Here is a 26310-nt window from a genome sequence, read left to right as displayed (position 1 = left end):
ACTGAAACGGTACGATCGCCGGACTCAGTCGCCTTATTCGTCGATGGGAGTGAACCGAAGATCCCAGTTCACTGGTTTTGTTCGGTGGCAATCCGTTCTAGGGTGGCTTCCATCGCACTGACCAAGTAATGCCCCGCCATCAGACCGCTCGAATGATGGTAGGTATTCGGACTGAGGCGGTGGAGGGTTTCAAAGCCACTGCGGCGGTGCTTGCGATCGCCGAGCACCCAGAAACGCTGGACGATCGACTCCGGGGCGATCCAGCCTTCCCCTTCGACCCGACCGAGATCGCTGTGTTGGAGGACAAAAGTATACTGACGCTCCCCTAAATCGAAATGACCCCGGTACTGTAGTGTAATTTCGTGGCGATCGCTGCCCGGAAAAATCAACTTGGTCACCATATTAAACCAATCTTCCCGCGACCAGGCGACCAAGGTTTTACCCTTGACAGGCACGAGCATTCCGTTTCGTTCGAGCCAAGTGCCTTCCAAAGTCCACCGACCGGGTTCTAATAAAAAGGTGTGAGTCACGGCACAATTCCTTAAATTGCACGACTGACTGCCGTTACTGGCATTCTATGCTAGCACGCGATCGCCGAGGGGTCCGATGGATATCACCCAGCAACATGGGCGTTTCGGCTCCAGTACATTCGGGGAGGTTTCCCGGAATGCCTCGCACCCGCCAGTAGGCGAGAACCGCGAAGGCGATCGCTTCTTTGAAATCCGCATTGAGACCGACCTCATCGGTGGTCAGCACCGAGACGGGTTGGTTCGACGTCGCCGCCAAGCGTGCTTGCAAGCGTTGTTTTAAATACAGATTGCGACTTCCGCCCCCACAAAGCAAGACCTCATCCGGTTGAACCGGAAGAAACGCACGGTAATTGACGACAATCGAGGCGACGGTAAATTCGACGAGGGTAGCGAGGAAATCCTCGTCGGAGAGAGCGTAGGATTGCGCCTCTTGCCAACATCGGTCTAGATAGTCCGGGCCGAAGAGTTCGCGTCCGGTAGACTTCGGCGGAGGTTGTTGGAAAAACGGTTCTTGCAACCACTGTTCGACCAGGGGTTCGCAGGGGGTTCCGGTGGCCGCCCAGGCGCCACCGCGATCGTAACTTTGTTGACCCCGACTCAAACGCCGCACGGCGAGATCTAAGAGGCTATTCGCCGGGCCGGTATCCCAACCGAGGATCGGTTCCGGGGTCTCGTGGGGATCCGATCGCGGGGGCAAATATGCCACGTTGCCGATCCCGCCGAGGTTTTGGATGCAGCGCGTTTTCTGACGATCGCCCAACAACGCCCGATCGACTTTGGGGACGAGGGGCGCGCCTTCCCCCCCTGCGGCAATATCTGCAGCCCGGAAGTTAGAAACTGTGGTGATTCCGGTCAACTGGGCGATCGCCTCCCCCCGTCCCAGTTGCAAACTGTAGCCGAGACGGCGCGAGCCATTGTCCCGGGAACCGACAGGCGGTCGGTGATAGACGGTCTGACCGTGAGAGCCGATCAGGTCTACGGGGGGCTGTTGGGGGAGCAAGGAGAGGGCAGCCCGGGCGAATTCGCCCGCAATCGCATCGTCGAGTTCTGCCAAAGCCGCCATCGTTAACGGTTTCCCCCCACAAACGGCTAAAATTTCCTCTTGTAAGGCGTGGGGATAGGGATGGGTCCGAGCGGCGAGTAAGTTGACTTCTAAATCGAGTTCGGTTCCCGCGATCTCTACTAATGCAACATCGATCCCGTCCACCGACGTGCCACTAATGGCGCCAATGACTCGGGTCATACGGTTTGGGGTTCCTCGCGATCGTCGCGAACGAGAAGATAAGGGAAAGCAAGGTCGGTCATGGATTCGAGTAGGGTCGATCGTCGATCGTCTAGATTGCTGCTGTGAAAATTCTATCGCGAGATGGTTTCAAAGGGTTTGTCGCTTTTATAAGTTTTGAAGCTAGTTTTTGAGCGAAACCGCGCGATCGCCGCGATCTCGTCTACGGCATGGCTTCGCGCTTCGCGGAGGGTGCGCCATAGCCTACGGCATGGCTTCGCGCTTTGTGCTTACCGTCTGCCCAGGACAATCGCCTCGCCGGGGTTATAAGGGAGAATAAGGGCGATCGTCGCCACTTTTCAACCCTTGAATTGTGGCGATAAATTTACTCAAGGAGAAAATCATTTCTCGCCAAAGCTACGTTTTAATTTTTACTAAAAAATGCTACAATAATGAACTTTATAGACAATAAAAAATCCCACCCAATGCTGCGTCAATTTTACTGGTTCGCCGCCACGATATTTGCTTTCAGTTGTGCGATTTCCACTCCGGCGATCGCCCGTTTGACGCCTCTTTCTCAAAGACAATGGCCGCCTCACGTCCCCACAAGCGATCGGGAAATGTTACTTAAGAATTTCCCCGCTACCGTCGCCCAACAACCCGAAAATAACGAGCTCGACGAAGCCGAAGAACATTATAACTTCGGCACGACCTTACAAGAACGAGGGGACTTAGAAGGGGCTTTAGAAGAGTATCGAAAAGCACTCCGCCTCAATCCCAATTTAGCCGAAGCTCACGTCAATTCCGGCGTTATTTTTGTCAATCGAGGAGAAATCGATCGCGCGATCGAAGCGTATGAAACGGCGATCCAAATCGATCCGCAATTGCCAGCCGCTCATTACAACTTAGGCAATGCCCTGGCTAAAAATGAAAACTTTTTCGAGGCGATCGAAGCCTACAAACGGGCGATCGAAATTTTGCCAAACTACAGCAAAGCTTATTACAACATGGGCAATGCTTGGGTCAATTTAGGCGAAGAAGATGCCGCGATCGCCGCCTATCGCGATGCCATTCGGATCGAGCCTGAATTTGCCGAAGCTCACGCCAATTTAGGCATTATTTTATATCAAAAAGGTCAAGAGCAAGAAGCACAAATAGTTTTAACAAATGCCCGGGATTTATTTGAACTCCAAGGCAATACCCAATCCGCGAATCGCGTCGACCAAATCTTGAGTACGATCGCCCGTCCCGATAGTTAACTCCATCAATTAATAGCGAATGCGCGGGTCGATATACGCATTTAAAATATCGATGAGAATACTCGCCAACACCACGATCGCCGCAAAAAAGACCACGATCCCCTGCACCGTCGGATAGTCGCGCAGGGAAATCGCCTCGTACAGTCGATTCGCCAATCCGGGCCAGGAAAACGTCACTTCCGTCAAAATCGCACCGCCGAGGAGCGCCGCCAAAGTCAATCCCATGACCGTAATCACCGGAATCATGGCATTTTTGAGCGCGTGGGCGACTAAAATGCGACCTTCCGGGATGCCGCGCGCCCGTGCTGCTTCTACATAGTCCGCTTGCAATGTTTGCTTGAGATTGACCCGGACAATGCGCTCGAAAATACCGCTAATCAGAATTCCCAAGGTCAGACAGGGAAGCGCCAAATGGTGCAAGGCGGCGAAAAATTGGTCGAACTGACCCGTCAGCAAACTGTCGATCGTATAAAGTCCGGTGATCGTTTTCGGAACGGGAATCTCGGTGGGATAGCGGGTTCCCAACGGAAACCAACGCAGTTGAACCGCAAACACCAATTGCACGATCGTCCCAAACCAGAACATCGGAATCGAATAAGTCAAAATCCCGAACAGGCGTCCCCCCGCATCCCAAACCGTATTGGGACGGGAAGCGGACATCATCCCCACCCCGATTCCGACAATCAGGGCGATCGCCATACTCACCACTGCCAATTCTACCGTCGCTGGGAAAAAGTCGCCGATAATTTCCCACACCTTTTGTCCGCGACTGGTAATCGAAGTCCCCAGGTCAAAACTGAGCAACCGTCCCATGTAATTGACATATTGCAACCACAACGGATCGCCCAATCCCAACTGTTCGCGCATTTGCTCTTTAAATTCGTCCGACGCTTTCGGTCCGAGGATCGCATCGATGGGATCCCCGGGAGTCGCCCGTAGGAGGAGGAAAACCAAGGTGGTAATCGTCCACAACATCAACGGCGCCAGCAATAAGCGAATGAGGATATAAGATTGTAAGGCTTTTGAACGAGACATGTTGGGCGTTTAGAGTTTAGATTTTTTTAGATTATTAGATTCGATCGCTCGTCTAGATGATTGATGTTCGCTACAGGAGTTCTGAATCGGTTGGCGAATAAACGAGGTGATGGATTCCCACAAAAGCGGGAATCCGCGACGATCGCTACTCTTTAATTGTCGCAAAATTGACGTGTTGAGTGGGTTGAAGCGCAACCCCTTCAAGATTGGGTTGGGCGAACAGATATTGCCGACTTTGCCATAAAGGAACGAACGGCACGTCGCGGGCTAAAATATCTTGTAATTCGGCAAAAATTGCCTGACGTTTTACCGGGTCTCGTTCTTGTCGTTCGAGATCGATTAACTCGTTAACGCGATCGCTGTAATAAAACGATCCTTGTAATTTGCTCGCCCCTTCCTGACATCCGGTTTCCGCCGAGCCGCGATCGCAGTCCATAAACGGTTGGATATAGTTATCCGGATCGAGAAAGTCCGGAGACCAATCTAATAAGAAAATAGGATAAACCCCTTTATCCAAATTTTGATAAGCTGTCGCCGATTCCACACTCTTCAGGTCGATATTGACGAAGCCTTTTAATTGCTGTTCTGCCGCCGCTTTAATCGTGGTGGCAACTAAACCATTGCTGGTAATATTAGAGCGATACCACAACTCTAAATTCAAGGGATTTTGTTGTGAATATCCGGCTTGTACGAGCAGGGCTAAGGCTTTTTCGCCATCGCCATCGCCGTAAGTTTGAAAGACGGGTTTGTAATACTCGTCTAAGGTGGCGGGTAAAAGACTGTAAATCGGTTCGATTTGTCCGCGAAAAACTCGTTGTTGCAGTAAAGGACGGTTGACGATCGCCGCGATCGCCTGTCGCACTTCGGGACGGTTTAACGGTTCGCTTTGCAAATTCAAACTTAAATAATAAATGCCATTTCCCGGTCCGGTAACCCCTTTAAACTTACCCGCTTGTGCCTCTTTTTCCAACTGAGCAATTTGATCGAGATCTAACGTCCCGTAGGTTAAATCGATCGCCCCGGTTTGCAAGGCATTGTACACGTTGGAAGCACTAGAATAACGCCGAACATCGACGCCGAGATTGGCGGGTTGTTCGCCCCAATAGTCCTCGAAAACGTCGAATTGGATCGAATCGGTCCCGTAACTGGCTAATTTATACGGTCCGGTTCCGACAAATCGATCCGGTTGGAATTTACCGTCGCCAATTTCGTAAGCCTGGGGGGAGACTGCACAAGTTCCAGTAAATGTCAAGAGGGAAGTAAAGGCGGCAAACGGCTTTTTCAAAGTAATGGTTAGCTCATATTCTCCGGTCGCCTCGATCGCCTCGACCACTTCCCCTAAGATCGACGAGGGAATCCCGCCATTTTCGATAAACCGAGTTAAAGAAAACTTCATCGCTTCGGCGTTGAAAGCGCTTCCGTCGTGAAACTTCACCCCTTCGCGCAAGGGAATCGTATAGGTCAAACCGTCCTCGCCGATGGTGGGGAGTGCGCTGGCGAGTTGGGGTTCGATCTGGGTCGTCCCGGTTTTGTAGGTGTAGAGACGATCGCCCAAATTGTAGAGAAAGGTTCCCGCCGCATTTTCGTAAGCATCTGCCGGATCTAGGGTTCGCACTTTGGCGATCGTGCCGATCGTAATTCGTCCGGGTTCCCCCGGAGATTCAGTGACTTGCGTGCTTTCTCGCGATCCGCAACTGACCGCCAACAAGCAGCAGGTGGCAAACAGTGCGACAAATCGGAGGCGCGATCGCCGCCGCCGCGACTTCGGCGCGATCGCCATTCCCCAAGCGCAGATCGTACGAACGAAATTCAACTTTGACATATCCCCCAGATCCATAAACCTCGAATTCTAAATCTTACGATATAGACGTTAATTGCACGGAGCCGATCGACCCGGCAATCCAAATTCTCCCCTAGATACGGAGATCGCCGCGATCGAACCGGAGACTAAGAATCCGAGGTGTTCGTTTTGCGAATCTCCCACAAGGGACACGCCAGCTTCACCTGACCGAAGCGGACAGAGCGGTTCATCGTCTTCCACCAGACTACGAATAACATACAAGGGAAGCGTAGAGGCGATCGCCTAAATTAGTGAAAACAGGGAAATTGCTTTTACTCTATCGGCTGGTGTTCGTCTCGGCTACTGTTGGATTCCGAGAGGGCTATCGTCCCAAACCGATCGGTCTCACTCTACAGAGAGACCGCCCGCTTTTTCAAATCTCTCTCTAGGGGGATTGGCGATCGCACGAATTCCGTTAAATTAAAGTTAGTTCATTTGTATCGAACTCAATTCCCCGAGTGGGGATTGGCCGTCGATACCATCGCTCCCCAAGCGAATTTTATTTTTGAAATTTTGGAGGTTTTTTTGTATGAATTTTAGTGCTTTTAATTTTGCGATCGTCCGTCCGATCCGTTTTCTGTTGGCGATCGCGATCGCGGGCTTACTCATTTTGAGTAGTGCGTTTCCGGCTTTTGCGGCTAAAAGTCAGCCGACGGAAGGCGAAGCGAATTTGAACGAAATCCGTCAGCGATCGGAACAAGTCGCCAAAGATAGTCCGATGTCTTTAAAAGAAACTCAGAAAAAGGCGCAGGAAGGGATTAACGAAGTTCAAGGCGCCGCCAGCAAAAATAAAATGATTAGTCCGGAAGATACACAAGAGGATAATTCTGTAGAACAGAAGGTTAAAAAAGCGGTCAAAGCTTATACTGAAAACTAATCTTGTTTTATATAATCTTGCCCTGGCTTAACGAAAGGGAGCATAAAATCCCCCCTTCTAAAAAGACGCAAGTCTAGCATTTTTTCCAGAATCGCAAGCTTGCCAATTTTCCCGAGTGCGACCGTCCCGGTCGCCTTTTTTTCTGCCCGACTCATGCCCTAATACCATAAATGCGATCGCCTGTCATTCAAAATTGCTGATGGTCGAGATTGACGGGTTCGAGAAATTGTATCGAAATATTAAGGTCTGTTTCATTTTTGTCATATCTGGGAGAGGAGAGAAGCGCGACTTAGAAGTCCGTGATACCATGACTGGCGGTAACCGCAAACAGACATAGGGAGAACAGCTTTGGGACTAAGGGTTGCTGTCGTGGGAGGAGGCCCCGCAGGCTCCTCCGCCGCCGAGACACTTGCAAAAGCGGGTATTGAAACCTTCCTGTTCGAGCGCAAGCTCAATAATGCCAAGCCTTGTGGCGGTGCAATTCCACTGTGCATGGTCAGCGAGTTCGATCTACCTCCCGAAATCGTGGATCGGCGGGTGAGAAATATGAAAATGATCTCCCCGTCTAATATCGAAGTCGATATTCATTTACCCAATCAAGACGAATATATTGGCATGTGCCGTCGGGAAATTCTCGATGGGTTCATGCGCGATCGCGCCGCCAAATTAGGGGCTAACCTGATTAACGGCACGGTTCACAAACTTGAGATTCCCTCCAATAATACCGACCCTTATACAATTCACTACGCCGATCATTCCGACGGCACTTTAGAAGGCACTCAAAAAACCCTGAAAGTCGATGTCGTCATCGGTGCGGACGGCGCCAACTCTCGGGTAGCCAAGGCGATCGAAGCCGGAGATTACAACTACGCGATCGCCTTCCAAGAGCGCATTCGTCTGCCCGAAGACAAAATGGCGTATTACCAAGATTTAGCGGAAATGTACGTCGGTAACGACGTCTCCCCCGACTTCTACGCCTGGGTGTTCCCCAAATACGACCACGTCGCCGTGGGAACGGGTACGATGAAAGTCAACCAAGCGCGCATCAAACAGCTTCAAGCTGGAATCCGCGCCCGGGCCGCAAAACGCCTCGAAGGTGGCGAAATCATCAAAGTCGAAGCGCACCCGATTCCCGAACATCCCCGTCCGCACCGGGTTCGCGGTCGCGTGGCTCTCGTCGGAGACGCTGCCGGAACCGTGACCAAATCCTCGGGAGAAGGGATCTACTTCGCCGCCAAATCCGCCCGGATGTGCGCCGAAACGATCGTCGAAACCACCAACGCCGGACAGCGCATTCCGACGGAAGCGGACTTGCAGCTTTATATCAAGCGTTGGGATAAGAAATACGGCATGACCTACAAGGTGCTCGACATCTTGCAACGGGTCTTCTACCGTTCCGACGCTACCCGGGAAGCGTTTGTAGAAATGTGCGCCGACCTCGACGTGCAGAAGCTGACCTTTGATAGCTATCTCTACAAAACCGTCGTTCCCGCCAATCCTTTGGTGCAGCTCAAGATTACGGCGAAAACCATCGGTAGCTTGCTGCGAGGAAATGCGTTAGCGCCTTAGAGGGGCTTGGGAACCCTTTCTCCATCGCTGATATTTTCGGTAACGATCGGTCGGAATGCGGGTTTTAGCACCCGTCATTCCGACCGATCGCCGATCGCGGGTCGCCGATGAATCTGAGGGTGAGGGCGGTGAATTCGATCTGAAATATTTATTAACTAAAGTTATATATAGTATATAAAACGATCCAAGAAAACAGACCGAATTGGAAGCCGATCGCCCGATCGCCGCGCGAAGGCAGGCAAAGGGCGATCGCCCAGACCCCCCATAAAATCGTAAAATACAGCTAGACCAATCTGTCTAGCTGTATTTGTTTCTGTGGCTCGACCGAGATCGATCCGGGCGATCGCCGTGAAAGCTATCTTTCATTGCCTTTCCCTTCTCTATCTCGATCGCCCTACCCGGCTTCTACATCTTCCTGGCGTTCGCTAACGGGGGTATTGGGTAACTCCAAACAATAACCCGCCCCATAAACGGTTTTGATATATTTAGGATGACGCGGATCCGGTTCGAGCTTCGTTCTCAAATGTCTGACGTGAACGCGAATCGTTTCGATGTCATCGTCGGGATCGTAACCCCACACTTCCTTGAGAATTTCACTCGGCGACACCGTTTGACCGTGACGTTGGAGCAAGCAATGCAGTAACTCAAACTCCAAATGGGTCAACTTCACCGTTTGGCCAAACCAAATACATTCAAATCGTTCCGGAACCAGGGTGAGCGGGCCGTAATTGAGAATTTCCGTATGTTTCGCCGCTTGGGGAATGCGATCGGTTCGGCGCAACAAAGCGCGTACCCGAGCGAGCATTTCCTCAACTTCAAACGGTTTCGTCAGGTAGTCGTCAGCCCCTGCATTAAAGCCCTCGACTTTATCCTGAGTTTGACCCAAAGCCGTCAACATTAATACGGGGATGTCGGCAGTTCGTTCGTCGCGGCGCAGACGCTGACAGACAGTAAATCCATCCACGCGAGGCAGCATCAGATCGAGCATGATCAAATCCGGCAGAAGCTGGAGCGCTAGAGCCTGACCTTTGATGCCATCTTCAGCTTGGCTGACTTCGTAGCCAGCCATTTCGAGATTGACGGCAACTAATTCGGAAATCGCAGGGTCATCGTCGATGACGAGTATCCGGGGCATCATTCAAGGGTTTGAACTACTGAGTTTGTAAAGGTTCGCAAGTAACCTATTGAGAAATCTATAGATTCCTGTACAGATTATAAGCAAGGATTCCAAAATCTTTCCAAAGAATCCCTGGGAACTCGGAACCAAAGTCAGTTTTTTTACTCATTCGAGGATCCTCGGCGGTGCGATCGCCCCCCAAAACCCTAATTTTGCAGCGATCGAAACGCTTCCGGGGTATTGACATTAAGCAACATTTGTGACTCGGCTGAGTTCAAGGCGATCGCCTGCACCGGAAGCTCCCTCAACCCCCGTTGGAACGATCGCCCGCCCCGAGCGACAAACCCTTGCAGGTGCGGTAGAATCGGCGATCGGTAAAAACCACATGTCGGCTGCCACAAACTGTCCTGTTGCGGAACCGACGCCAGAATCTCCGGGGAAAGGGCATCTAATTGGGCGGCCCAGCGTGCCACGATCGCCCCGTCCAAGAACGGCAAATCGCACGCCAGCAACAATACCCACTCGCTCTCGACCTGCGCCAAACCGTCGCATAACGCCACTAACGGTCCTTCTCCGGGATGGAGTTCGTCGAGAAAGGCGATCTCCCCTGCTCCCCATGAGGGCAATTCATTTAAAAATTGATAGCGTTCGGGCCACGGGGTCAGGATGCAGACGCGATCGCAACACTGGCGCGCGACTTCGCAGACTTTCTGCAAAAATGTCCGACCTCCAACAGTTAAGAGGGCTTTGTCCTGCCCCATCCGCGAACTCGAACCGCCCGCTAAAACCAAGGCAGTGAGGCGATTTTTGAGCATTGTAGATTGTAGATTGTAGAGTAACAGTTATTTTTTGCGTTTAACCTACATTCTAACTAGCGGCGACGGCTTCGGCGATCGCCCCCACTTTAGCGGCTATTTGACCTTCGCTCAACGCTTCTTTAGCGATTTGCGTGCCGATTTCCAAATTCGAGGCAATACCGCGATGCCACAAGTAAAAGCCCGCATTCCACAACACCGACGGCAGCAAATCGCTTTCCTCGCCCTTGACAATAGCTTGCATTTGCTCGATTAAAAAGGCTTCCGAACACAGAGGCACGTTAACGCTGCTAAAACCGTAATCGCGGGCGTGCAGCAGCAACCGTTCTAAGTCGTCGTGGGGCGATCGTTCCGGTTGCTTCACCCCGACGATCGCGGCGCGATCGCGCGGTAAATCGCAACTCCCTTCCAACCCCTTCACCGTCGTAAAATGGGCTTGTCCGCGCAACCGGAACGCTTCGCGAAACATATTTTCCGTGGGAGGATGGACGAAACCCGAGACGATCTGGGCCTTTCCGGCATAAGGACACCAGATTAACTCCAACGTGGCGATCGGGGGGCGCTTGCCGATTTGCTCCCGGTAGGGAATCAGACTCGCCGCTTCGGGAAAATGAGCGGGTACATACACAAAACCGATCCCGGTTTTTTCAAAGACTGCCTGAGTTTGTGCCAGATCGAGCGATCGCCAGTCAATCCCCAATCCCTGCCAGAGATCGATTAAAGGGACGCCGTACTTCGTCGGCATTCGATCGCCCCCGTGTACGACCACCCATTCCCCCGCATTGGCTAAAATTAACGCCGTCAGGAGGGTTACGGGGGCCGTGCGCGATCGCCCGTCATAAGGCACCCCCAAGACGATCGCCTCAATTCCCGCGATCGCCCCTAACTGCGGTCCGATCTCGTCGTAAGCATCCAACATTCCCGCCAACTCTTCCCCCGTCGGACGCTTGATTCGATGGGCGATCGAGAACGCCCCGATTTGGGCTGGAGTCGCTTCGCCGAGGAGCATCATTCGCATCGCACTGGCTGCTTCTTCCCGGTTGAGAGCTTGTCCGGTATGGGGACCACTGCCAATTTTTTTGAGAAGTTCGCGAAAAGCATCACTCATGGCGAAAATGGAATTTTAGATGGCTTCAGATTTGAGATTTTAGGCTAAATCCAGCTTGAAAACTATTTTTCTCTCATTTTCAATCAAGATTTCCCCGCGATCGCCCGATTGTTCTCGTTCACGACACGGGAAAAGTCGCACTCTCCCGGGGATGACATGGCTGCTGTTCGGGAACGCATTCGTGAACCAACTGCCAAAAGTATTCGATCGGAGGAATTTGCAAGCGATCGCGCGTCGTCACGATTGCCACTTGGCGATTCCAGGGAACCTGGCTATTTTCCCCGTTTTTTTCGGCGTCAACCGCTACCTGCGACGATAGAGGGGCCAGCGATCGCACCGCCAACGTCGGATCGTGTCGGGCTTCCACCAGAGCCGATTCCGGCAGCAGGGCGATCGTTTCCCCCTGACGTACTACCCCACGAAATGCATCCGGCGTGTTTAATTCCAACACCGCACGCAAGGGAATTCCTTGTTTTAAAAACAAATCTTGTACCAACCGTTGCATCCCGTAACCATCTTTAAACACCACTTGAGGAAAACGAGCTAATTCCGACCAGGGAATGCGATCGTATTGGGCGAGGGGATGATCCACCGCCATCAACACCTCGATGGTTTCTTCGTAAAGAATATCGACCACCATTTCCGGACTGGCGGTTAAAAAACGGTTGTTCATGACGATCGCCAAATCCACTAACCCATCCTTTAAAACCTTCAGTGCGCGATCGCTGCCCAACGCCGTCACTCTTAACTGTACTTCCGGATAACTTTGACAAAACTTTTGTAAAACCGGGGGTAAATAATACGCACAAACCGAATGAATTGCCGCCACGCACAATTCCGGCTGTTTTCCTGCCAGTAAATCCGCCAATTCTTGACGGGCGTTATCCCATTCTTGGCAAATTTTACGGGCGCGCGGCCAAAAGCGATCGCCCGCCAATGTTAACTTAGCCTGAGCAGCCCGATGAAACAGTGGCAAACCCAATTCTGCTTCGAGTGCCTGAATTTGTCGGCTGATCGTCGATTGGGTCACCCCACATTGACGCGCGGATTGCTGAAAGCTTCCCGTCTCAGCAACAGCCAGAAAGGCTTGTAACTGCTCTAGGCGCATTGTTATAAATTCAGTTTCATTTTAAGTCAATTTTTCAAGCATAACTGAATCGATCGTCAAATACAGTACAAATCGATACAACCCTCGGAGGTTTTGGATTTTGGATCGAGAAGCGAGCAAGATAAATCATATCCGAAAATCATCAAACGATAAGAGAATTAACAGCGAATTCACCCACAGCACTCGGACTTAATCGAATTGAGAATCGGCTTCCCATTCTATCCTCTTACATTTCAACCCAATTTAAACCATATAGATTGAGGCAACAAAGAAGAGGAATGAGGGAGGAGTATGGCGCTCGTGTTGCCCCCCGACCCTTGACTCCCACCCCCTTTTACCTTGTGCCTTAAAACGAAAATGTCGTTCTCACCGTGCCAATAAAAACATCATCGTTGTCCTTATTTTGATTGGGAGAAGTCAACCAAATTAAACCCGGCGTAATGGCAATATTGTCACTCATTTGATATTTGTAGAATCCTTCGACATGAAACGGGATATCTGTAGGAAAATCGGGATTTCCCGGCACGTCGAGATCGCTCAAATAGGGTTCGGCGCCGAAGATCAAACCGCCGAGGGATCCTTGTTTACCCAAATCCGGTAAAGCGAGGGTGACCGCATAATTCCAAATATCCGCATCTCCCAAACCAATCAGACGGGCGCTGGTTTTCCCCAACCAACCGCCGAGAATGAGTTGGGGGCTAATTCTCAAAGAAGTTTGGACGCCGTAGGAGTTGCTGACGACGGGAGTAGCGCGCAAGCCGAGGGCGGAGGGGTTTAAGGTTCCTAAAGCAGTTCCGGTTCCGCCGAAGCCGAAGCGGGGGTTACTGGTGCCGTCGTAGCCGTGAATGTAGGTCAGGCCGATTTTGAAGCGATCGCCGAAAATCACCTGAGTCAGGGCGGAATAGTTGCCGTCAAACAGACCTTGCGATCGCTGGGGGGTGTTCCCTTCGTTGCTCAAATATCCGGCATTGACTTCGAGAAGGTTGCCCGCTTTGTACTGAAACCCGACCCCGACGCCGCCGAGGGTCGTGCGGAAAATCGGGTTGCGTTCGCCAAAGCGAGAAAGGGCTCCGGTTCCGCCGCCACCTGCTTCTAAATAGGGGTTGAGGGTGGGGGCGTAAAAATGGTGTCCGCCTGCGTTGGCGAAAATACTGGCTTTGAGGTTATCGGCGATCGGAAAATTGTAGTGCAGTCGGTTGAGGCGCACGACATTATCTCCGGCGCCGTCGTAGGCGTAGCGCCCTTCATTGGTGCCGATTTCGTCGGCGAAAGAGTTGCCGATGTTGCCGAATTCGAGGCGGGTAATGAGGCTATCTTTACCGCTAAAGCTGGTGACGAAGTTGAGGCGAACCCGTTGGCTGAAGGCGAATTGGCTCTCGTCGTTTTCGCTGAAACTGTCGGCGAGGTTAAAGATGGCTTCGCCGACGAGTTTGGTGGTGGTGGAAAATTGATTGGCTTCGAGTTCGGCGGTGCGAACTTCGAGGGCATCGACCCGACCTCGGAGGGTGGCGAGTTCGGCGGCAAATTCTTCTTGAAGACGGCGCAGTTGGGCGAGGTCTTCGGGGGAAAGCGCGCTAATGTTTTCCTCGATGAGGACTTGGATGCGGTCTAAGCAGGTATTGAGTCCGGCGGCGAATTCGTAGCGGGTGAGGGCGCGATCGCCGCGATAGCTGCCGTCGGGATAGGCGAGCAAACATTGATAGCGTTCGCCGAGGGATTGGAGGGCTTGGAAGGCCCAATCGTTGGGGCTAACATCGCTCAAGTCGCTGACGGAGTTGACGCGATCGAGGGGAGCGAATTCCTGGCTGATGGGGGAGTTGAGATCGCCTTGTCGGAACAGATTTTGCGATTCAGTTGCACGGTGAAGCGAGGGGGGAGCGGCGATCGCCCCATCGAGATAAACAGTCGCACCTAGAAGAGCAAACCCGGCGATCGAGAGAGGAGTGGCCAAAGACTTTAGGGAGAATTGTGACATTGCAGGGCGACAAATTTCTACAGTGTAAATGAGAGGAAGTCTACAAAAATAAAGGCAGCTTTATGCTGACTGGGTCACCAATGATTCAACGGTTTTGCTGTTAAAAATTAGTTTGAGATCGCTTTGGCGAACCGCCGTCCACGATCGCCGAACGATCGAAATCTTGGTAACCTTTCGAGCAAAAGGTTATCGATTCCTCAAGAATCGTTTTAACCCCGTCTTAATATTTGTAGAAATCCCATTTTTACCTGCGAAAAGTTGTAGCGAGAGTAGCAAAATCGGGCATTATTATGCAAAAAGCAGATATAATCGATGCGCGATCTACATCAATATCCGGGCGATCGCCCTGTGTTCCGAGTCCAGATCGCTCATTCGGACAGGATGCTGGGGCGCACGCGATCGCCGTCCTTCAAGGGTTTACTACTTCTGACGACCACCCGTTCCCCCGATTCCAAGCCCGCGCGAATTTCCACTTTGCCATCGACCCGCTCCCCAATGACCACCGGACGCGCCTCAACCCGAGGCGATTGCTCGTTTTCGACGATCGCGAACACCGTCGCCTCACTGCCTTCGCGCAGCGATCTCGCCCGGGTTTCTCCAGTCTGCAAGGCACTTTCGGGTAACACCACCGACTGGGTGCGGCCCGCTTCAAAACTCACCCGCGCCAACAAGCCACTGGCGAGGCGGCGATCGGTATTATCCAAGATAATCTCTACGGGAATTTGACGGGTTTCGGCGTTGGCGGCGGGAGAAATCCGCGAAATCTCGCCGAAAAAGCTATCTTCGGGAAATGCATCTAAACGCACGTTAACCGTTTGTCCGGCACGAATTTGATTGAGTTTTAGTTCGGAAAGGTTGACGACGACCTCCAAGCGGCTGAAATCGGCGATTTTGAGAATTTCGCCGCCTGTTTGTACGAAACTCCCGGGATCCACCAACCGTTCGACCACCGAACCCGAGACGGGGGCCGTCAACACGCTGTAGTTTCGGCGCGATCGCAATCCCGCCAGCACCGCTTCTTGGGCCAAAACCCGCTTTTGAGCCGCTTCTACCGCTTTTTCCTGGGTGCCGATCCGCTCTCTCGCCGCTTCTAAATCTTGGCGGGTCGTGCGCGCTAAGGTTCGGGCTCGTTCCGCTTCTTGTTCGGACAAGGCCCCTTCTTCGTAAAGCCACTGGAGGCGTTCGGCGTCGTTTTCCGCTTGTTCCAGGTCGAGGCGGATGCTTTCGACTTGCGATCGCGCGTCGCGGACCGCCGCTTGCAACCGTTGGACTTCCGCTTGCAGGGCCGCCAGTTCCGCTTCCGCCTCAACCACGTCGGCGACGGCTAAGGTATCGTCAATGCGTCCGAGAATTTCGCCCTGGGTGACGAAATCGCCGACATCGGCTCTCAAGTCGAGTAATTGTCCCTCGGCGCGCGATCGCAAGCTCACTTCCTCTACCGGGCGCGTCGTTCCGGTATATTGGATCGGTTCTCGTAAGGGCTGCCGTTCGGCGAGCGCAATATCGACGGCGATCGGTTGGTTGTTCTCGGTGCGTTCCGGGTTGCCTCGTCCCCCTGGGGTGGAGCCTGCTTCCGGTGTAGCCTGACAACTGGCGACTCCCAAGGCGGCGATCGTCAGCACGGCGATCGATCCGACTTTCAGGAGGGTTTGGGGAGAACGCGCGACCCAGGAGCGAACGTGATTCATTAGAGCGCAAGAATTTTAATGGGGCAGTTTAGTTTTATATTTTAATTGGACATTGTGATTTTAGAGTTGAACCTTTATTTTTTTAGATCGCGATCGGCGATCGATTTATTCTCCCCAGAATTGTACTAAAACCTTGCGCGTGCGCGGTCCGTCTAACTCTAATAACAACACCGATTGCCAGGTTCCTAACGCTAATTTACCGTTAAGAATTGGGATAGTTTCCGTCGTTCCCATGGTCATTGCCATTAAATGAGAATGAGCGTTAATCGGTTCGTCTTCGGGAACGTCGCGTAAATGAAGGTCGTTATGTAAATATCGATCTTCCGGGGGAGCTAATTTTTTGAGATACGTTTTAATATCTTCGAGCAATCGTTCTTCGGCTTCATTGATGGTTAAAGCCGTGGTGGTATGCTGAGAAATAACGGTGACATTTCCCTGTCTGATGCCGTGTTTTTCGACGAGTTCTTGAATTTGCGGCGTAATGTTATAGATGCAAATTCCTTCGCCCGTTTCAATTTTTAAGAAATTGTGGGTCAAGCGCATGAGCCGATCGCGTCAACTTTTTGAAATGTAATTCACTTGATAATTTACCAGATTTAAGCCTAAAATCGGCGTTTGACCAAGTTTGCACGCAAAAATCCAAGGGAGACCTACAGTCTCCCTCGGATCGACCCCCTTAAGGGTTGAATTTGGGAAAATATATTATTGAGGCGATGGAAGCTGACAGAATTTGCGATCGCGATCGGAGTCCGGTTCTTGCCAAGAATAGGCAAAGTGACTGACCGAATTAATTTTAGACCCAAACTGACGTTGCAAGGCAAACATTTGGGCTTCCAGAGACGGACGATTACTCACGGACTGTCCCCAATCCCCGGCTAAGGCGGGAATCACCTGTGTGCCTTCAGGGGCCATGCTGACGACGCGCTGAATTTCATCCATAATACAGGAGGGATCGCCGCAATTGGCATAGGCCATCGGATGCCACTCCATCCAAGCGGGGAAGCGATCCCAAGGCTGGAGGCGAGAGTCGAATCCTTTGTCACCGACCGGGCGATTGCCCCCCGGGAAAAAGACCGTTCCGGCGGCAAGTCCTTGCTCTTTAATCGGTTCGGCAGCCGCATCGACAAAATCGAGAACCCCTTGGACGGCGTGGGCTACACTGAGATACCACAGTTCCCATTGCAAAAGCGGCTGTCTTTGGGCAGGGGGGGCGAGGGTTTTGGTCGTCGGTGGGGTGCGACCGTGCCAGAGGGGTTCGACTTCGTTGGGATACATTTTATCGACTTCTTCGATATCCCCAACACTGATGTATCCCTGAGTGATAAAACGGCGAATTAATTCCCGTCCCTTTTGATTCATGCCGCGTTGCAGGAGGGTTTGTTGGGACGCCTGACTGTAAATCCACAAATCGGAAGGTTTGGAGACTACAGAGGCCGGACCCGTACCGCGCAGGTAGCGGACGTAATCGAACAAGACGCCATCGGGTTGACGTTCGAGGGCTTCGTCAATCAGCCAACTGTAGTCCCGTCTGGCTTGAGGACTGTAGGGATCGATAAAGGCATGATTGGCGTGACTGGCTCCCACTTGGTCGTGTAAGGCGGGGTCTTGGTTGATACTGAGGGTAGTTTGACCTTCGCCGTTGCGCGCTAGAGCCCCTTGTCGGTCTTCCATTTGGGAGTAGGTATAGCCGAAATTGAGGGTAAACAGCCAAGCGTAGACTTCTAAACCACGTTCCCGGCCTTTTTCGATGGATTCCGCTAATAAATCGACATTTTCGTAGCCCGGGGTGCGGATGACCGAGGGCCAAGGGGTGGGGTTGTCGGTGGCAGGTAATAAGACCTGTCCGTCATAGAAATATTCGACAAAAACTTTGTTGTATCCTTTGTTGACGACGCGATCGAGTAAGGCGTCAAGTTGTCCGGGTTGGGCGTCACACGGATACAGTCTCAACCAGAGGGCTTGATCTTGGGGCCAGGTTTTGTTGCGGCATTCGTCGAGGCGTTTGCCTTCGGCTTCGAGAAAGGCTTGGTAAGCTTGGCGGGCTGTCTCGTCGCCAGAGAGGGCGGCTTGCCGCAATCGATCTTTTTCGGCAATTTGTTCGGCAGTGGCTTGACAGGTCGGGCCACCTTGGGCATTCGAGACTTGACTGAATGCCGGGGGGATGAGGGAGGTACTTATGAGGAGTCCGGCGAGAGCGCCGTACAAAGATCGCCAGTGTTGCATCGCAGTTAGACAATTGAGTGATTTGGGCAGACGCTCGGATCGCGCAGCCGTCGCAGCATTTGGGAATCCACAACGATCGCACCCATCGGGTCGATGTCCGAACGGTGGGGGTGGGGAGGTTCGCGATCGCCTCCAGTTGCTGCATTGGGGGCATCCGAGAAGGACACGGGAAAATTTAATGGGGTCGTTCGGTTATGCCAGAGATCGTGAAACGATTCATCTTGTCAGTCTGTTCCCCAGGGACGAACCTCGATTGAGGTCGGACGCCAGTGCGACAAACCACAATGAGGGGTCGATGGACGATCGCCACCCTTGCGGTGGCGGTTTCGAGCAAGGGAAAAGCTGTTTTGCGCGATCGAACAGATCGAATTGATGAACGGTGGCACCCCGAGTTCCTGTCGATCTGTTCCCACTGCTTGCGATCGAAACCGGATTATTTGGTCTGCAGTTCAGCCGTGCGCTCGATGGGTGCAGGTGGTGATGGAGAAGACTGGCTCGGTGTGAGGGAGTCGAACCAAATGAGGTCAGGACGCTCGCTCTCAATGGGTCGAGCCGATGACGGACGAACGAATTCGAGGGAGAGAAGGCGCTCGAGCGGCTGCTTCGGGCGCTTCCCTCGCCGTCAGTTTTAGGCGCCTCGTTGGATTGCAGATTCAACTTGTCGGAATTCTTGTTCGAGTCGTTTTTTTAATTTGCTCGGAATCGGACGATTCGGGTAAGAGTTATAATGTCCGGCCAAGCTGTCGATCGCCGTTCGCATGGTAGTAAATGACACCTGTTTGGAAACGGAAGGATCGCGACGGTAACGGGAGAAAAATTCGTTAATCCGATCGCGCGCTTCGGCTTGGGCAGTTTTTTTCTCGGGGGCGTCTTCCGGTAGTTCGATCGCCGTTCGCAGACTGTCAACTAAGGCGAGGGTATCTTGTTGGTAGTTTCCCGTGAGGCTCCCACTACTGGAACAACCGACTAAAGCGATCGCTACCACTAAAACTAAGGCGAACAGGCGGGAGAATATTTTCTTTATGGACATCATCAGACAAGAGGCTGTAATTAAAATTAACATCGATCCTATCTCGGAATCGTACCGGGCGATCGCAATTTCTTAAAGATTCCCCCTTCAATCGGGGGCGATCGTCTGTTACAACGGATAAGATTTCTCTCGGCAAATGACCGCTTGGCGGCGATTTCAGACCGAACCCGCCAATAGGAATCGAGGAAAATTTCGATCGATTAGAAGTTTTAATCATTTTTGTCAATTAATCTGAATCGATCTCGTTCCCGATCTGTAAGGATTGCGATCGAATCGATCGGGTTTGGCTCCTGTTGAGGGGCGGCTTCGATCGGCGGCTAGCTGAGGTTTCGCGCCGATCGCCTCGCCCTGGTTCCTCCCTCTCTCTCCCCGGCGATCGCCCCTTCATTTTTTGCACCGGAGGTCATGGTTTGTTCGGGTTTAAATTCCGTTTCAACCGGACTTTCCGAGCTTTTTAAAACTCGATAGTTTTGCAAGTCAAAATAAAATCGTGGGGTGTTTTTTGGCAACGGTTGCGGCGGCGATCGCCGTTGGTTTCGATCTCGGGGGCGATCGCTCGGGAGATTGCCGGGAGGGGAGGGAGATCGACTCCCCTAAGCCCCTTACCTTTAGCCCGATCGCGATCGCCGAATAACGACCCGATCGGGTGCGCTATTTCACGTGAGAATTCAACGAACGACGACTCTATTTTAAAACCGTGGGATCCGACGTGGCGATCGCCGATCTCCTCCTTTCCAAACGCCAAGAATGACGGGCGATCGAGCCGGAAGAAAATTATCTATTTTTTAGAGAGCGATCGCCCTCGAAAGGAATACGCTTTAATCTGGATATTTCAACCTTAAAATGGATTCTGTTTTCCCCGAAATCGAGTCGGCAAGCACCAAAAAATCGCCGCGATCGGTTCACTTTTGAAGGCGATCGCGCGTCGTTCGATGACGCACCATATTTCGGGTTAAAGCAATTGAAAAAACCACGAACGAGTCCACCCCAGATCGGGAAAAGCAGCCGAGCCGTGTAAACGACGCCACCCCAAACCCCCTCCCCGATCCGAACCGTACAGTTCGCCGCTCCAACCGACCTCCCCGACCTGTAGGAACCGACGCTGCCGAATCCGAGCCGATTGGAGGATACCCGGAGGAGATGCTATCATTGCGGAGAAATCACAAAAGAAAGGGTGACTGAGTATGGCGCAAGCACCTATATCTCCGGTGGTGCTAGTCATTTTAGACGGTTGGGGCTACAGTGACTCAACTGAAGGAAATGCCATTGCTGCTGCCAATACACCCGTGATGGACAGCCTTTGGGAGACCTACCCGAGTACCCTAATCAAAACCTCGGGGAAAGCTGTCGGGCTGCCAGAAGGTCAAATGGGCAATTCGGAAGTCGGCCACATGAACATCGGGGCCGGACGGATTGTCAAACAAGAGTTGATGCGGATTACGGATGCCGTCGAAGATGGTTCCTTGCTGAGTAATCCCGCTCTCGTGAAAGTCTGTCATGAGGTCAAAGCAAGCGGAGGAAAACTCCATTTAATCGGTCTGTGTTCCGAAGGCGGGGTTCATTCCCATATCAGCCACTTAATCGGATTGCTGGATTTAGCAAAAGCACAGCAGATTTCAGACGTTTGCATTCACGCGATTACGGACGGTCGAGATACCTCGCCGACGTCAGGGATAGAGACGGTCGGGCAAATCGAGGAGGCGATCGCGCGTATTGGCGTGGGTAAAATCGTCACGGTGAGCGGTCGTTACTACGCGATGGACCGCGATCGCCGTTGGGATCGAGCCGAAAAAGCGTATAGAGTCATGACCCAAGACGGACCGGGGGACGGGCGATCGGCGATCGAGTTGTTAGAGCAATCTTATGCCGAAGAGATCACCGACGAATTTGTGATGCCGACGCGGATCGCCCCCGGGGCGGTAGAAGCGGGGGATGGCGTCATTTTCTTCAACTTCCGACCCGATCGCGCCAGACAGCTCACTCAAGTTTTTGTGGATCCGGCCTTTGACGAGTTCGAGCGCGAGCAGATTAAGCCCTTGAACTTCGTCACCTTCACCCAATACGACAGCGAACTCCCGGTGTTGGTCGCCTTCGAGCCACAAAATCTCAGTCAGATTCTCGGCGAGGTAATTTCCAATCGCGGTTTGCGACAATTCCGTACCGCAGAAACCGAGAAGTACGCTCACGTCACCTATTTCTTTAATGGCGGTCTGGAAGAACCGTTTGAAGGGGAAGACCGCGAATTAATCCCCTCGCCGATGGTGGCGACCTACGACCGACAGCCGGAAATGTCGGCGGATACGGTGACGGACACCGCCCTCGCCGCGATCGATCGCGGGATCTATTCTTTTGTGGCGATCAACTACGCCAACCCGGATATGGTCGGTCATACGGGGCAAATTGAGGCGGCAATTCAGGCGATCGAAACGGTCGATCGCAATATCGGACGCTTACTGGCGGGGATCTCCCGTCGGGGTGGAACGGCGATTATTATTGCGGATCACGGCAATGCCGAATATATGCAAGACGAACAAGGTAATCCCTGGACCGCCCACACGACCAATCCCGTTCCCTTTATCTTGGTGGAAGGGGAAGGCTTGAAGATTCCGGGACACGGAACGGAAGTCGCCTTGCGCGAGGACGGCTGTCTGGCGGATATTGCCCCGACGATCTTGGAGATTTTGGGTCTGCCGCAACCGCCAGAGATGACCGGACGTTCTATGATTGTTTCGAGTCGGGTTAAGTTCCAACCGAGTCGCAAACCCGTCGAGATTTCGCTGTAGGCGCGATCGCGAACCGAGCGAGTGACTCGTAATGCCTCCCTAGTTTTGGGAGGCTCGGGCTGTTTGGATCCCTGGCGGATCGAGATCGATAACGAGCATTGTTGAGCAGTAGCAATTATGACCATCACCCAACTGACAGAAATTATTTGGCTGGTTTCGGCGATCGCCTTAATTATTTTGGTGTTGCTGCACAGCCCCAAAGGCGACGGTATTGGTGGGATTGGCGGACAAGCCCAACTGTTTACCAGCGCCAAAAGTGCGGAAACGAGCCTCAACCGGATTACCTGGGGGCTGACGATCGTGTTTATGGGAACAACGATCGTGTTAAGCGCCGGATGGTTGGGCTAGGTTTTGCCAAGTCGGCGATCGCGGCTTCGTGCAATGAGTTGGCTGAGGAAGAAAACGGCGATCGCCGCCCTGGCGGTCGCTCTCGTTTGTTGGAGTTGGGCGATCGCGGCGGCGGCCCTGCGCGTTCCCGGTTCCGAGGCGTCCGGGGCGATCGTCGCCCGTCCCCATCCCCTGCCCCCAGCCCTCGCTCGATGGTACGACGAGAGCGATCGCGGTGACTATTTCTCCGAAGTCGTCCCCCTCGATGTCGGCTATCTCGTTTGGTCCCGCTTTCCGGTTACCGTTTATATCGAACCCCTGGCGCCGAACTTGCCGCGATCGCGCGACTGGAACGAGGGGGTTGGCGAAGTAGTGGCCGAATGGAGCGCCTATTTTCCCTTAACCCTCGTTGGCGACCCCGAAGGCGCCGATATTACGATCTGGTCGCGCCGTCCTCCCGTGCGCCTGTCGCCCACCGGGGAACTGTTGCGGGCGCGATCGGCGCAAACCCGCTACCAAATTGGCGATCGCCCCGACTCCGGGAGGCGAATCCTCACCCATCACTGCGAAATTTTCCTGAGTCCCACTCAAACCGGGGATTATCTCAAAGCTGCCGCCCGCCACGAACTCGGTCACGCTTTGGGTATCTGGGGACACAGCGATCGCCAGACCGACGTGATGTATTTCTCGCAAGTCTCCCGACCGCCGGGAATTTCCCCACGGGACCTCAATACCCTGCAACGAATTTACCGTCAGCCGACCTGTGTGGGGTGGCCGATTCCCGATACCCCAACCACCCGCCAGCTTCGCCCTTGGGAAATCCCGTGCCAGGCTCACCCAACCCCCTAAATCGCTCTTCCTGAGAGAGCCAACTCTCTATTATACCTTGAATTGCATCCAAAAGTGCGACTCATATTATAAAATAATGTCAAGGATTGTGAATATTTTTGTGCCATCCTTGAAGGGTGCATAGAGATAACCTAATATTAATCATAAGAATTCTTCAATCAATATTTAAAAAAGCTGCAGCCCACCGATCGAACGCCTTGCAGGCGGTTGGCACTTTAGATTTTAGGGACGTTTTAAAAATGTTTTCACTGTTGACTTGGAAACCGATTCAAAGAGGTTTAGTGGCTTCCATTGCCTTTGTCGCCCCGTTAACGGTAGCGGGAGATCTCAAATTTTTCAAGCTCAACCACTCGCGGGAATCAGTTTTTGAGTTGTTAACTCACGCCCACGGCGAACTGGAAAATCACAACCGCAAGCGGGAGAAAAAACAGGGGAAAGCGGTTCCCTTCTTTCCTGAAGGCGGCTTCTGGGCGTGAAAAATCCTGAGAACTTCCGTAAACTAGAGACAGCCTCTACCCTCGTTGGCGAGGGCGAAGGGGACAGAAAGTTTTGGAGTTCTCTCTATGGCAGAATATCAAAAAATTGAATATCGGATTGGGAAAGACGGCAACACGATCGAAACCGCGATCGAGGGGTCCGGGACGCGTTGTACGGAAATCACCGCCGGATTAGAAGCGGCACTCGGTCAGGTGAAATCGCGGGAGTTATTGCCAGAATACTACCACGATCGCCAAGAGGGGTATGAAAACTTGACGGGCGATCGCACCGCCTCGATCCGACAGGAGGAATAAGGGATTTCCGTGGTTGAAGATCCGAATTTGTTCGCCTTCGGTGGGGTTCTGTTTGTTATCAGTTTGGCGCTAATTTCTACGTTAAAAAAAGAAAGCGAAGCCGCCCCCGACCCAACGGCGATCTCCGACGAAGTAGAGCAGTTGCGACGACAATGCGATCGCTTGCGCGCCCAATTGTCCGACCAGCAACAGCAGATTACCGCACAAGTGCATCGAGACACCTTCGAGCAATTGCAAAGTTTGCTGACTCAATACCCGAGTGCGTGTCAATTCGCCCGGGAAAAACCCGACCTTCCGGCGCGAAATTTAATCGCTTTATTTACTCCCCTAGCAACGGTTTTAGAAAACTGGGGATACGAGGCGATCGGGACGCCGTGGGAACGAGTCGGTTACAATCCTCAATGGCATCAAGCCGATACCGACAGCATCCAACCGGGGGAACTGGTTTACATTCGCTTTATCGGGTACCGTCAGGGCGATCGCATCTTGTGTCCGGCGAAAGTCAGCCGGACCTTACCGCCAGGGATCGACTAAACCATCCAGACATTTGTCATGACAGCAGTCGCGATCGACTTCGGCACGAGCAACACCGTCGTCAGCATTCTCAGCCCCGACCGCAAAACCCCAGAAACCCTTAAATTTGAAGGACTTTCGCGCAGCTTCGTCCTCCATCGCGGCTCCGGCGATCGCCACGAAATTCCCGTGATTCCCTCCCTGGTTTTTTGCGGCGAGAACCAACAACTCACCTTCGGTCAAGCGGTGCGATCGCGCCGCTTGGACGCCGCCGACCCCGATCGCCTGTTTCGTAGCTTCAAACGCGCTCTGGTGGCCGACTTCCAGCCGCCGCCGCGCCAAATCGACGGCATCGCCTACACCCCGCAGGCGATCGCCCAACGGTTTTTTCTGGCCATCTGGGAAGAACTGCACCGCCTGGGAATCGACCCGACCCGCGCCATTTTTACCGTTCCCGTCGGCGCCTTCGACCGCTATTTAGAATGGATACGAGGGATGGGGGAAGTTCTCGGCGTCGGATCGGTGCAAGTGGTAGACGAGTCTACGGCGGCGGCGTTGGGATATGCCCTGCAAACACCCGGCGCCGTCGTCCTGGTCGTCGATTTCGGCGGCGGAACTCTGGATTTGAGCTTAGTTCGCACCGTGGAATGGGGCGCCCGAGATCGCGACCCGTCCACGGTTCGGGCGCAAGCGATCGCCAAGTTCGACGCCTATCTCGGCGGAGAAGATATCGATCGCTGGATCGTGGAAGATTATTTGCGTCAGATCGGATCGAATCGATCGCAAGTCGGCGAAATGGGGTGGTTGCAGTTACTCGAAATTGCCGAACGTTTGAAAATTCGGCTTTCTCAAACAGAAATGGTTCGAGAAAGTTGGTTTGACGAGGAAACCTTTCAAGCCTATAAAATTGAATTGAGCCGCCAGCAGTTAGAAGAGCTTTTAGAACGCAAAGGTTTACTCGATCGCTTGCGCGAGGCGATCGACGAAGTGCTAGCGATCGCCACGAGTAAAGGGATTAGCAAACGGGAGATCGAACGGGTTTTATTAGTCGGCGGCAGTTGTTTGATTCCCGCGATCGCTCAGTTGATAATTTCTTATTTCGGACGGCAGAAAGTCAAAATAGACAAGCCGTTTGAAGCGGTCGCCCATGGTGCTTTAGCCCTCGAACGCCACGTTAAAATTGAAGACTATTTGCGCCACAGTTACGCGATCCGACTGTGGGAACCGTATAGTAAAAGTTATTCTTATTGGCCGATTTTTGAACAAGGAACCTCCTATCCCACCGCAGGCGATCGCCCGTTGGTTTTGCAAGTCGCCGTGGAAGGACAACGGGAAATTCGCCTGGATATTGGCGAAGTCGCCGAAATTACCGCAGCCGAGGTGATTTTCGACCCCGAAGGTCAAATGAGCAGCACGGCGCTGCAAAAACAGACTCAATTTCGCTCCCTACAAGGACGGGATCCCGATGTGTGTATCGCCCATCTCGACCCCCCCGGACAAGTTGGTTTCGATCGCATCGCCGTTCAATTTGAAATTGACGAAATGCGGGTGTTGTTAGTGACAGTTCGCGATATTTTAACCGGGGAATTACTGGTAGAGCGCTCGGCGATCGCCAAATTACACTAAGCCGAAAACTGGGGATAACTGGCAA

General features: G+C 52.8%; 26 protein-coding genes. 12 read left to right on the top strand and 14 right to left on the bottom strand.

From position 1 onward, the window contains the following. Positions 1 to 68 precede the first annotated feature (68 nt). Positions 69 to 530, bottom strand: a complete 462-nt coding sequence (locus HCG48_RS23745) for a hypothetical protein (RefSeq protein WP_210437121.1) — start codon at positions 528 to 530, stop codon at positions 69 to 71. A 34-nt stretch (positions 531 to 564) separates the two neighbouring features. Then, on the bottom strand, positions 565 to 1773 hold the full coding sequence (locus HCG48_RS23740) for an anhydro-N-acetylmuramic acid kinase (RefSeq protein WP_168571383.1): 1209 nt from the start codon (positions 1771 to 1773) through the stop codon (positions 565 to 567). A gap of 464 nt (positions 1774 to 2237) precedes the next feature. Here HCG48_RS23740 and HCG48_RS23735 point away from each other — a divergent pair, with 464 nt between their 5' ends. Beyond that, on the top strand, positions 2238 to 3011 hold the full coding sequence (locus HCG48_RS23735) for a tetratricopeptide repeat protein (protein WP_168571382.1): 774 nt from the start codon (positions 2238 to 2240) through the stop codon (positions 3009 to 3011). A 9-nt stretch (positions 3012 to 3020) separates the two neighbouring features. Here HCG48_RS23735 and HCG48_RS23730 read toward each other — a convergent pair whose 3' ends face one another. Together HCG48_RS23730 and HCG48_RS23725 are read right to left on the bottom strand one after the other, a co-directional pair. Then, positions 3021 to 4046, bottom strand: coding sequence for an ABC transporter permease (locus tag HCG48_RS23730; RefSeq protein WP_168571381.1), 1026 nt, complete (start codon positions 4044 to 4046; stop codon positions 3021 to 3023). A 145-nt stretch (positions 4047 to 4191) separates the two neighbouring features. Next, positions 4192 to 5826 (bottom strand): ABC transporter substrate-binding protein, encoded by a 1635-nt coding sequence (locus HCG48_RS23725; RefSeq protein ID WP_168572049.1) that lies wholly within the window; start codon positions 5824 to 5826, stop codon positions 4192 to 4194. A 589-nt stretch (positions 5827 to 6415) separates the two neighbouring features. Between HCG48_RS23725 and HCG48_RS23720 the strand changes: the two genes are divergently transcribed. From HCG48_RS23720 to HCG48_RS26625, 3 genes are all read left to right on the top strand, one after another. Beyond that, positions 6416 to 6763 carry a hypothetical protein gene (locus tag HCG48_RS23720; protein ID WP_168571380.1) on the top strand — a complete coding sequence of 116 codons (348 nt, stop codon included), beginning with the start codon at positions 6416 to 6418 and terminating at the stop codon, positions 6761 to 6763. 348 nt (positions 6764 to 7111) lie between these two features. After that, positions 7112 to 8332, top strand: coding sequence for a geranylgeranyl reductase (gene chlP / locus HCG48_RS23715; RefSeq protein ID WP_168571379.1), 1221 nt, complete (start codon positions 7112 to 7114; stop codon positions 8330 to 8332). Between the two features lie 55 nt (positions 8333 to 8387). Continuing rightward, positions 8388 to 8510, top strand: a complete 123-nt coding sequence (locus tag HCG48_RS26625; protein ID WP_281362048.1) for a hypothetical protein — start codon at positions 8388 to 8390, stop codon at positions 8508 to 8510. 216 nt (positions 8511 to 8726) lie between these two features. On the opposite strand, the gene rpaA is transcribed toward HCG48_RS26625, so the two are convergent. From rpaA to psb27, 10 genes are all read right to left on the bottom strand, one after another. Next, the gene (gene rpaA, locus HCG48_RS23710) at positions 8727 to 9467 is read right to left on the bottom strand and encodes a two component system response regulator RpaA (RefSeq protein WP_168572048.1); all 741 of its coding nucleotides are present in this window, start codon (positions 9465 to 9467) and stop codon (positions 8727 to 8729) included. Between the two features lie 188 nt (positions 9468 to 9655). Continuing rightward, a complete protein-coding gene (locus HCG48_RS23705) occupies positions 9656 to 10264 on the bottom strand; it encodes a molybdenum cofactor guanylyltransferase (protein ID WP_168571378.1) in 609 nt (202 codons plus the stop codon). Between the two features lie 52 nt (positions 10265 to 10316). Further along, positions 10317 to 11372 carry an anthranilate phosphoribosyltransferase family protein gene (locus HCG48_RS23700; RefSeq protein WP_168571377.1) on the bottom strand — a complete coding sequence of 352 codons (1056 nt, stop codon included), beginning with the start codon at positions 11370 to 11372 and terminating at the stop codon, positions 10317 to 10319. A gap of 118 nt (positions 11373 to 11490) precedes the next feature. Further along, a complete protein-coding gene (locus HCG48_RS23695) occupies positions 11491 to 12480 on the bottom strand; it encodes a LysR family transcriptional regulator (RefSeq protein ID WP_168571376.1) in 990 nt (329 codons plus the stop codon). A gap of 346 nt (positions 12481 to 12826) precedes the next feature. Then, positions 12827 to 14431: an iron uptake porin gene (locus HCG48_RS23690; RefSeq protein WP_246259734.1), complete on the bottom strand. Its 1605-nt coding sequence runs from the start codon at positions 14429 to 14431 to the stop codon at positions 12827 to 12829. Between the two features lie 392 nt (positions 14432 to 14823). Then, positions 14824 to 16143, bottom strand: coding sequence for an efflux RND transporter periplasmic adaptor subunit (locus tag HCG48_RS23685; protein ID WP_168571374.1), 1320 nt, complete (start codon positions 16141 to 16143; stop codon positions 14824 to 14826). Between the two features lie 105 nt (positions 16144 to 16248). Further along, entirely contained in the window at positions 16249 to 16686 is a 438-nt protein-coding gene (locus tag HCG48_RS23680; RefSeq protein ID WP_168571373.1) for a secondary thiamine-phosphate synthase enzyme YjbQ, read from the bottom strand. Positions 16687 to 16845: 159 nt separating this feature from the next. Next, a complete protein-coding gene (locus HCG48_RS23675) occupies positions 16846 to 18366 on the bottom strand; it encodes a glycoside hydrolase family protein (RefSeq protein ID WP_168571372.1) in 1521 nt (506 codons plus the stop codon). 5 nt (positions 18367 to 18371) lie between these two features. Next, positions 18372 to 18533 carry a hypothetical protein gene (locus HCG48_RS23670; RefSeq protein WP_168571371.1) on the bottom strand — a complete coding sequence of 54 codons (162 nt, stop codon included), beginning with the start codon at positions 18531 to 18533 and terminating at the stop codon, positions 18372 to 18374. 461 nt (positions 18534 to 18994) lie between these two features. After that, a complete protein-coding gene (gene psb27, locus HCG48_RS23665; RefSeq protein ID WP_168572047.1) occupies positions 18995 to 19390 on the bottom strand; it encodes a photosystem II protein Psb27 in 396 nt (131 codons plus the stop codon). 476 nt (positions 19391 to 19866) lie between these two features. Here psb27 and HCG48_RS23660 point away from each other — a divergent pair, with 476 nt between their 5' ends. The 8 genes from HCG48_RS23660 to HCG48_RS23625 all read left to right on the top strand — a co-directional run bounded on the left by HCG48_RS23660 (position 19867) and on the right by HCG48_RS23625 (position 26285). Then, on the top strand, positions 19867 to 20238 hold the full coding sequence (locus HCG48_RS23660; RefSeq protein ID WP_168571370.1) for a hypothetical protein: 372 nt from the start codon (positions 19867 to 19869) through the stop codon (positions 20236 to 20238). Positions 20239 to 20580: 342 nt separating this feature from the next. After that, positions 20581 to 22179, top strand: a complete 1599-nt coding sequence (gene gpmI, locus HCG48_RS23655; protein ID WP_168571369.1) for a 2,3-bisphosphoglycerate-independent phosphoglycerate mutase — start codon at positions 20581 to 20583, stop codon at positions 22177 to 22179. 117 nt (positions 22180 to 22296) lie between these two features. Next, positions 22297 to 22527 (top strand): preprotein translocase subunit SecG, encoded by a 231-nt coding sequence (gene secG, locus HCG48_RS23650; RefSeq protein WP_168571368.1) that lies wholly within the window; start codon positions 22297 to 22299, stop codon positions 22525 to 22527. 33 nt (positions 22528 to 22560) lie between these two features. After that, positions 22561 to 23355, top strand: coding sequence for a peptidase (locus HCG48_RS23645; protein WP_210437120.1), 795 nt, complete (start codon positions 22561 to 22563; stop codon positions 23353 to 23355). A gap of 281 nt (positions 23356 to 23636) precedes the next feature. Continuing rightward, positions 23637 to 23831, top strand: coding sequence for a hypothetical protein (locus HCG48_RS23640; RefSeq protein WP_168571367.1), 195 nt, complete (start codon positions 23637 to 23639; stop codon positions 23829 to 23831). 87 nt (positions 23832 to 23918) lie between these two features. Continuing rightward, positions 23919 to 24146, top strand: a complete 228-nt coding sequence (locus tag HCG48_RS23635) for a DUF2997 domain-containing protein (RefSeq protein WP_168571366.1) — start codon at positions 23919 to 23921, stop codon at positions 24144 to 24146. A 9-nt stretch (positions 24147 to 24155) separates the two neighbouring features. Beyond that, positions 24156 to 24680, top strand: coding sequence for a nucleotide exchange factor GrpE (locus HCG48_RS23630; RefSeq protein WP_168571365.1), 525 nt, complete (start codon positions 24156 to 24158; stop codon positions 24678 to 24680). 18 nt (positions 24681 to 24698) lie between these two features. After that, positions 24699 to 26285 carry an Hsp70 family protein gene (locus HCG48_RS23625; RefSeq protein WP_168571364.1) on the top strand — a complete coding sequence of 529 codons (1587 nt, stop codon included), beginning with the start codon at positions 24699 to 24701 and terminating at the stop codon, positions 26283 to 26285. The last annotated feature ends 25 nt before the right edge of the window (positions 26286 to 26310 follow it).

This window comes from Oxynema aestuarii AP17, assembly GCF_012295525.1.
Classification (GTDB): domain Bacteria; phylum Cyanobacteriota; class Cyanobacteriia; order Cyanobacteriales; family Laspinemataceae; genus Oxynema; species Oxynema aestuarii.
The sequence above is the reverse complement of the archived record's forward strand: the minus strand, read 5'-3'. Positions and strand labels throughout refer to the sequence as shown.